The organism is Streptomyces sp. BF23-19 (assembly GCF_041106355.1).
In the GTDB taxonomy this organism is placed as follows: Bacteria; Actinomycetota; Actinomycetes; order Streptomycetales; family Streptomycetaceae; genus Streptomyces; species Streptomyces virginiae_A.
The window spans coordinates 145285-152521 of sequence record NZ_JBGBPT010000008.1 but is presented as its reverse complement, the minus strand read 5'-3'; the positions used below and the strand labels follow the sequence as shown (position 1 = coordinate 152521).

General features: G+C 69.8%; 7 protein-coding genes. 5 read left to right on the top strand and 2 right to left on the bottom strand.

The features are described from left to right. Positions 1–340: 340 nt before the first annotated feature. On the bottom strand, positions 341–1033 hold the full coding sequence (locus AB8A24_RS07595; RefSeq protein WP_328959832.1) for an SDR family oxidoreductase: 693 nt from the start codon (positions 1031–1033) through the stop codon (positions 341–343). 190 nt (positions 1034–1223) lie between these two features. Between AB8A24_RS07595 and AB8A24_RS07590 the strand changes: the two genes are divergently transcribed. The 4 genes from AB8A24_RS07590 to AB8A24_RS07575 all read left to right on the top strand — a co-directional run bounded on the left by AB8A24_RS07590 (position 1224) and on the right by AB8A24_RS07575 (position 2576). Beyond that, positions 1224–1427 (top strand): hypothetical protein, encoded by a 204-nt coding sequence (locus AB8A24_RS07590; RefSeq protein ID WP_328959831.1) that lies wholly within the window; start codon positions 1224–1226, stop codon positions 1425–1427. Between the two features lie 188 nt (positions 1428–1615). After that, the gene (locus AB8A24_RS07585) at positions 1616–2035 is read left to right on the top strand and encodes a transposase (protein WP_369475194.1); all 420 of its coding nucleotides are present in this window, start codon (positions 1616–1618) and stop codon (positions 2033–2035) included. A gap of 92 nt (positions 2036–2127) precedes the next feature. After that, positions 2128–2394 carry a transposase gene (locus tag AB8A24_RS07580; RefSeq protein WP_369475193.1) on the top strand — a complete coding sequence of 89 codons (267 nt, stop codon included), beginning with the start codon at positions 2128–2130 and terminating at the stop codon, positions 2392–2394. Further along, entirely contained in the window at positions 2385–2576 is a 192-nt protein-coding gene (locus AB8A24_RS07575; protein ID WP_369475192.1) for a hypothetical protein, read from the top strand. Before AB8A24_RS07580 ends, AB8A24_RS07575 begins: the two co-directional genes overlap by 10 nt. Before the next feature lie 426 nt (positions 2577–3002). Here the strand turns inward: AB8A24_RS07575 and AB8A24_RS07570 are convergent, their stop codons facing one another. Beyond that, a complete protein-coding gene (locus AB8A24_RS07570; RefSeq protein WP_328959827.1) occupies positions 3003–5321 on the bottom strand; it encodes an ADP-ribosyltransferase domain-containing protein in 2319 nt (772 codons plus the stop codon). Between the two features lie 363 nt (positions 5322–5684). Here AB8A24_RS07570 and AB8A24_RS07565 point away from each other — a divergent pair, with 363 nt between their 5' ends. After that, positions 5685–7175, top strand: coding sequence for an MFS transporter (locus tag AB8A24_RS07565; protein WP_369475191.1), 1491 nt, complete (start codon positions 5685–5687; stop codon positions 7173–7175). Positions 7176–7237 lie beyond the last annotated feature (62 nt).

Below are 7237 nucleotides of genomic sequence, written 5' to 3'. Positions count from 1 at the left end.
ATCGACATCGAACAGGACGTACCTCATCGCACCGGACTGGCCGAGTTCACTGATCACGCCTCGATCATGTCATCAGACGTTGAGCAGGCAGCTTGCGGGACAAGCCGTTGTTCAATCGAGCTTGGTGATCGTGGGTTCGAGTCTGACGACTCGGTCGGGTGATCCTCTGGTCGGCCGGGCATGGAAGTGGGGCCTCCCGCACAACTCGGGTGCCAGGACACTGTGGGGCCAGTCCCGCGCCGACACAACGGTTCGAGCATGCCTACCAAGGGGCAGACAGACACCTGACCTGGGAAACTTGACCCTGCCTTCGGATTGGGAACCGCTTCCAACAGCCTGCTCAGCCGAGCTGCCCGGTCGGCCGCATGGTGATGTGGTTGATGTCCACGCCCGCAGCCTGCTTGAGGGCGAAGACGATCGTGTTCGCGATCTGCTCGGCGGTCAGCGCCGTCTCGGGGCTGCCGCCGCGCTCGTCCCAGAACGGAGTGTCCACCACCCCGGGAGCGACGACGGTCACGCCGACCCCGTCCTGGCCGACCAGCAGCCGTGTGTTCTCGGCCAGCGCGTGCACGGCCCATTTGGTGACCGAGTACAGGTTGCCGGGCGTGTAACGCACTCCCGCGACCGAACCCATCAGCACGATCCGGCCCTTGGACTCCCTGAGCTGCGGCAGGGTCTCCCGCACGAGTAGCGCCGGGCCCAGGACGTTGGTGAGGACCATGGCCCGCATGTCCTCGGGGGCGTGGCTCTCCAGATTCCCGGGCAGCGAGAACCCGGCGTTGGCAATGACGTTGTCCAGCCGGCCCCAGGTGTCCACCACGCGGCGCACGGCGGCGGCGACGTCGTGCTCGTCGCTGGTGTCGCCGGTGATCGTCAGCAGCCGCTCGCCCGCTCCGGCCGTGGCGGCGAAGGCGGCCAGCTTGTCCGCGTCCCGTCCGGTGACAGCCACCCGATGGTCCTCCTTGAGCAGGGCTCGGGCGGTGGCGGCACCAATCCCGGTCGAGCCCCCGGTGATCAGCGTGACGGGTCCCATCGGACGGCCTCCTCGGCGATGCGGTCGGGGCACGGCCTTACCGACTGTCCCCAAAACGCCTGCACTATAGCCCGACTCCACCACCCAGGCCTGCTCCACCGCCCCCTGCGCCACCTCCGACGGGTACGCCGCCCGATCGCTTTCCTTCGGCGCCTTCGGCACGAACTCGCCTTCCCCGTACAGCACCCGCATGCCAGCCCCGCGCAGCGTCTCGACGCTTCTCTCGAACTGCGGATGCGCCGCCAGCGCGGAGTTGACGCTGGGCAGCATCACGAGCGGCATCCGCCTGCCTATCGCCTCGGCGGCGAACGCCACCGGCCACTCCGAAGTAAGCAGCCGTTGCTCCATCGATCTTCGTGAGCGTGAGTTCGAGGTCGTCGACTCGGTCGGGTGATCTTCTGGCTGGCTGAGCATGAAGGTGGGGCCTCCCGAACAGCTCGTGGGTGTCGAATCCAACCGAGCAACAGGAGGCCCCTGGTGCTGCAGTCTTCCGTGCCAGTGTCGGTGTCGTCCATTACCTCGCTCACCGGTTCGGGAACGCCGGGGGACCGGCCGCACAGGCGACCGAGGTATCCGTCCGACATGAGCGACGCGGAGTGGGCGGTCGTGCGCGACGCAATGCCGGTTCCGGGCTGGCTGGAGGGCTGGGGCGGGCAGCCGGAGGGCTACTGCCACCGGCAGATGCTGGACGCGGTGCGCTACCCGGTCGCAGGCAGCATCACCTGGCGAGCGATGCCCGCGGACTTCCCCGCCTGGGACCGCGTCTACGCCTTTTTCCGACGCTGGCGGAACAAGGGCCTGGTCGCCGAGTTCCACGACCGGCTGCGCGACCGGGTCCGCGAGGCCGCCGGCCGCAACCGGGAGTCGACGGCGGGCATCATCGACGCCCAGTCGGTGAAACGAGCCGCATCGGTGCCGGCCTCCACACGGGGCTTCGACGGCGGCAAAAAGGTCAACGGCCGCAAGCGCCACATCTGGTGGACACTCATGGGCTGCTGCTGACGGTGATGGTCACCGCGGCCTCGGTCACCGACCGGGACGCGGGACAGACGCTGCTGGCCCGGCTGCGCGAACGGCACTGACGCATCACGCTGGTGTGGGCCGACGGCGGCTACGCCGGACGTCTGGTCGGCCTCGCCCGCGACGCCCTTCGGATCGCGCTGACGGTGGTCAAACGCAGTGACGACACCACGGGCTTCGTCGTCCTGCCGAAGAGGTGGCTGGTGGAGCGCACGTTCGCCTGGCTGATGCGCTCACGCCGCCCGGCCCGCGACTACGAGGCCCGCACCGACAGCGCCGAAGCGATGATCCGGTGGTCGATGAGCATGGTCATGAGCCGCTGGCTCGCCCGGTGGCACTGAACATCCGGGGACTGCGCTCGGCCGGCCGGCCCCGCGCGGCCAGACGCTTCGCCTTCGACCGCACGCCCTCCACCTTCGCGGGCACCGGCTCCAGACCCGGCCCGGCGGCGAGCTGCCGGCAGTCCATCGCCCCAGCACCGGACAGCCCGTGGTCGGTCACGATCTCCATGATCCGCCGGTAGTCCGGCGCCGGCCCTGCATTGTCGAGCCCATCGCGCCACACCGGCACCACCGAACCGGGCACCGCACCCGCCACCGCCGACTGTCCAAGGAGAGATACTCCGCATCGCGACACGGTACTCGCGGGCGATCTGGCCCCGGCTGCCCTTTCGTGGCCCGCCGGAGCCGCACCGGGCAGCCTGGTACTCCTGCCGGACTTTGATGTTTTGCCTGGTCAGCGGCTTGGGTGTGGGGGGTGTGGCGGGTTGGTGCCGGGTGCGGGGCGGGTTCGCGCGGCCCGTCCCGCAAACGAATGCCCGGGGCGTGTGTAGTGACGTCCGCCGCACCTTCAGGGAGGAATTGAGCATGACCACGAAGGCACCCGCACGCCGGCCCAACTCCGGCGCGGACAGCCGGCGGCCGGTGGCCGGCTCGTCCGGGGCGGGAGGTCAGGACACCATGGGGGCGTCGTCGACCTCGGTCAGCCTGACCGTGTAGAGACCGCTGCGCTCGCTCTTGACGTCCGTCACCTTGAGCTGCGTGCCCGGGGTGAGGATGTACTCCTCCTCCCCCGTGAACGCGGAAAACCTCTTGATCCCGACCGCCTTGGCGGGGGTCACCTCGAAGAGCGTGCGCTTGCCGCGGCTGCCCAGGAAGGAACGGGCCACGTGCAACTGGGAGGTGCACGAGGAGACGCCCCACCAGGTGACCGTCCGGCCCACCGGGTACTGCGCCCGCAGGTCCAGCGACACGCCGCGCCACAGCGGCTGCGTGTGCGCGGGCAGCCCCGAGACCGCCGAGAACAGCAGCCGCAGGTACGGGAGGTAGGGCGTGACCCTGGTGCGGTCCGGGGAGCGCAGGACGGCGTTGATCTCGCGATAGAAGGCGGACTCGCAGGTGTAGAGGTGGAGCGCGGCGATCGCGTCGGCGGACAGGCCGGCGGACGTCTCGTCCGCCCGCCGCTTGCCGAAGTCGCGTGAGCGGTCGATGTGTCCGGCGAGCCCGGCCAGCGTCCGGGCGACCGGTGCGACGGCTTCCTGGAAATCCATCAGCGGGGTGTCGAACACACCGGTGATCGCGGGGAGGACCAGGCCCTCGTCCTTGACGCTGGTGAGCCGCTCCAGGTACAGCTGGTGCAGGTTCATCGTCGACTCGATGAAGGCGCCCATGCGTGCCGCGACTTCCCCGTCCGCGCCGGCCGTCCCCTGATCCCACCCCTTGCTCGGCAGCCAGTCGATCGGGTCGGCGCCCAGCGACGCGAGGGCTTCGTTGACCATGGCGAAGTGGTCGCCCTCGCAGAAGATGTCGCCCTGCGCCGCCGGGTTCGCGTGGTCGATGTGCCGGACCTCGACGTCCGGGTACTTCTCCTGGAGTCGCAGGACGACCCTCTTCAGGTTGCGGGCGTGCGCACCCCACCAGGCGAAGACGATCCCGCGGTCCTCCTCGTCGGCGTCCTGCTTGGCCTTGAGGATCTCCTCGACGATCCGTTCGGCGACGGGCCGCCAGAACGCCGTGTGCTGGTCGGCACCCATCGCTCCGTCGCCGCTGGCGGTGAGGGAGGCGTTCAGCAGCAGCACGCCCTGCGTGAGCATCGCCTGGAACCACTCCGGCGGCTGGACGGTGTCCCGCTCCTTCAACAACGCGCGCACCTCGGCGATGGGCGTCTTCTTGGCTATGCCGTACTTCCACATCGCCGCCGCCTTGATGAGGCAGCGGATGCTGACGACCCTGCCGAACTGGCTGTCCTTCCAGTCGCTGAAGGTGTTGTCGAACATGGCTATGCCGGTCGCGCTCTCCGGCCGTGGGTAGGGGTTCTGGCCGAAGGCGACGACCTTCCACTTGTGCGGCGGGTTGGGCTTGAGCGCCTGGAAGGTCAGCTCACGCACCGGGACGACCTCGGGGCTGCGGCCCTTCCCGATGAACCGGGGGGCGTCCGGCAGTGCCTCGATGACAGGCTTCAGGAGCGGGAGCCAGGGCTCGCCGCCGCCGTCGAAGAGTTCGGTGAGAGCCAGGGGGTCGTTCGCGTCGGTCATGGGGGAGGAGCTCTCGTTCGTCGTGGTCGAGGAAGGGAGGTGGCCGGCCGGGTGGCCGGAGGGGACGGGCTCGACGGGCTTCGGCGGCACGATGCGTACCCGCTCCTCGACAGGGGTGTTCTCGATGCCGTTCAGCTGCGTGATGATCGTGGCGCGCAACTCGTCGTCGTCCTGGAACCAGTGGTCGTGGAAGAGGGTGTAGCCGGTCCACATGAGGTTGGCGCACACCCGGGCCGGGACCCGGCCGGTCTGCGCGCCCATCCCGACCAGGGCCACGGAGCGGATGCTGCCGGGCGCCTGCCGGTTCTGCCGGTGAACGGCCTGGAACGCTGCGGCGCAGGCAAGTGCCACGTTCAGGGTGGCGCTCACGTTCTGCGAGGACTGCACCATGGTCGGCGTCGATATCAGGTACCGGGGGACGGCCGCGCCCGACGGGACGCAGACCGCGCTGCCCACCGGGAGGACTCCGGCGAACCGGTCTCGGATCGCGCGCTGTACCCGTACCTGGATGCCGGATCCAAGGTGGCGCTTGATGGCGGCGTCGACGCCGCCGTCCATCCGGCCCCGGGAGTTCGTGGGGGTGACCCAGGCGTCGACGTCCTCGTCGAGGATCGAGCCGCTGCGGATCTCGATGCCGGGGGTGTCCGCGAACGCCGCCCGCCACGCCTGCACCACGTGCTCGTTCACGTCGGTCAGCACCACCCTCAGCGTGGGCTGAACACTGCTCTCGGTCATCGTCCACTCCTGTCGGGAAACGGCCCCTTGCAACACTGCGAACGTAGCCGTCACCACTGACAACGGCGCTCGGCCGCGGGGATGGTGAGCGGCCGTCACAGCTGCGCGAACGGCACGGCGGCCGGGATGCGGCAGTCCGCGCGGGCGGTGCCAGGTGTGCCGCAGCGGGTGTGTCCGGAGTCCGCGCGCACGCTGGGACGTGTCCGCCGCCGGGCAGGTCGCGGGGGCGGCGCCGGCATCGTGCTGCGGGGTGGCGCGGCCGTGCGGGCGGCCGTCCACGGCCGCGGCCTCAGACGCATGTCCGGCCGGTTCGCGGGAACCCGGCAGGGCAGGGGGGCGTTCGAGAAGGAGGAACAGGGAACCATGGCATCCGACTCGTCGCCGGTGCCCGTGCCGGCCACCACGGGCACCGTCACCACGGCCGTGCCGGCCCGCCTCGACCGCCTGCCGTGGTCCCGGTGGCACTGGATGATCGTGATCGGCCTCGGCACCGTCTGGATCCTCGACGGCCTCGAGGTCACCATCGTCGGCAACGTCGCCGGCCGCCTCGCCGAGGAAGGCAGCGGCCTCGACATCACCGCCGCCCAGGTCACCGGCGTCGCGGCCGCCCTCTACGTGGCAGGTGCCTGCTCCGGGGCGCTCTTCTTCGGCTGGCTGACGGACCGCTACGGCCGCAAGAGGCTCTTCCTGGTGACCCTGGTCGTCTACCTGGGCGCGACCGCGATGACCGCGCTGTCCTTCGAGTCCTGGTGGTTCTTCCTCTTCCGCTTCCTCACCGGCTTCGGTATCGGCGGCGAGTACGCGGCCATCAACTCGGCGATCGACGAGCTGATCCCCTCCCTCTACCGGGGCCGTGTCGACCTCATCATCAACGGCAGCTACTGGCTGGGCGCGATCGGTGGCGCCCTGCTGTCCGTCGTGATGCTGGACACCGACGTCTTCCCCAAGAACCTCGGCTGGCGGCTCAGTTTCGCGCTCGGTGTCGTCCTCGGCCTGGTCGTCCTGCTGGTCCGCCGGCACGTTCCGGAGAGTCCGCGCTGGCAGTTCATCCACGGCAGGTCGCAGGACGCCGAGGAACTGGTGACGTCGGTGGAGCACCGGATCGAGCGGGAGAAGGGCGAACGCCTCCCGCCGCCGGCCGGTGAGATCACCGTCCACCAGCGCAGGAGCATCGGCTTCGGTCTGATCGCCAGGACGGTCTTCGGCCGCTATCCGCGCCGCGCGTTCCTCGGCCTGTCGCTCTTCATCGGCCAGGCGTTCCTCTACAACGCCATCACCTTCGGCTTCGGCACCATCCTCACGACGTTCTTCGACGTGCCGACGGGCAACACCGGCTACTACTTCGCCGTCATCGCCGCGGGCAACTTCCTCGGACCCCTGCTGCTCGGCAAGCTGTTCGACACGCTCGGGCGCCGGATCATGATCTCCTCCACCTACCTGCTCGCGGGCGTGCTCCTGTTCGGCACGGCATGGCTGTTCGACCGGGGTTCACTGACGGCGACGACTATGACGGCCTGCTGGTGTGTGGTGTTGTTCTTCGCGTCGGCGGGCGCCTCCAGTGCGTACCTGACCGTCTCGGAGGTCTTTCCCATGGAGACCCGCGCGATGGCCATCGCCTTCTTCTACGCCCTCGGCACCGCGGCCGGCGGCATCAGCGGCCCGCTGATCTTCGCCGACCTCACCGCGTCGGGCGTGGTCGGCGACACGGCGCTCGCCTTCCGGATCGGCGCCGCGCTGATGTGCGCCGCCGGATTCGTGGCGGCGTTCCTGGCGGTCAAGGCCGAGCGCCGCTCGCTGGAGGACATCGCCGAGCCGCTGTCGGTGGCGAAGGCGGCCCCGGCCGACTCGCGGTGACCGCCTCCTCGTCGGCCCGGGGCGCGGCCTCTCGCGTGTGACCGAGCGGTTCAGCGGCCGCT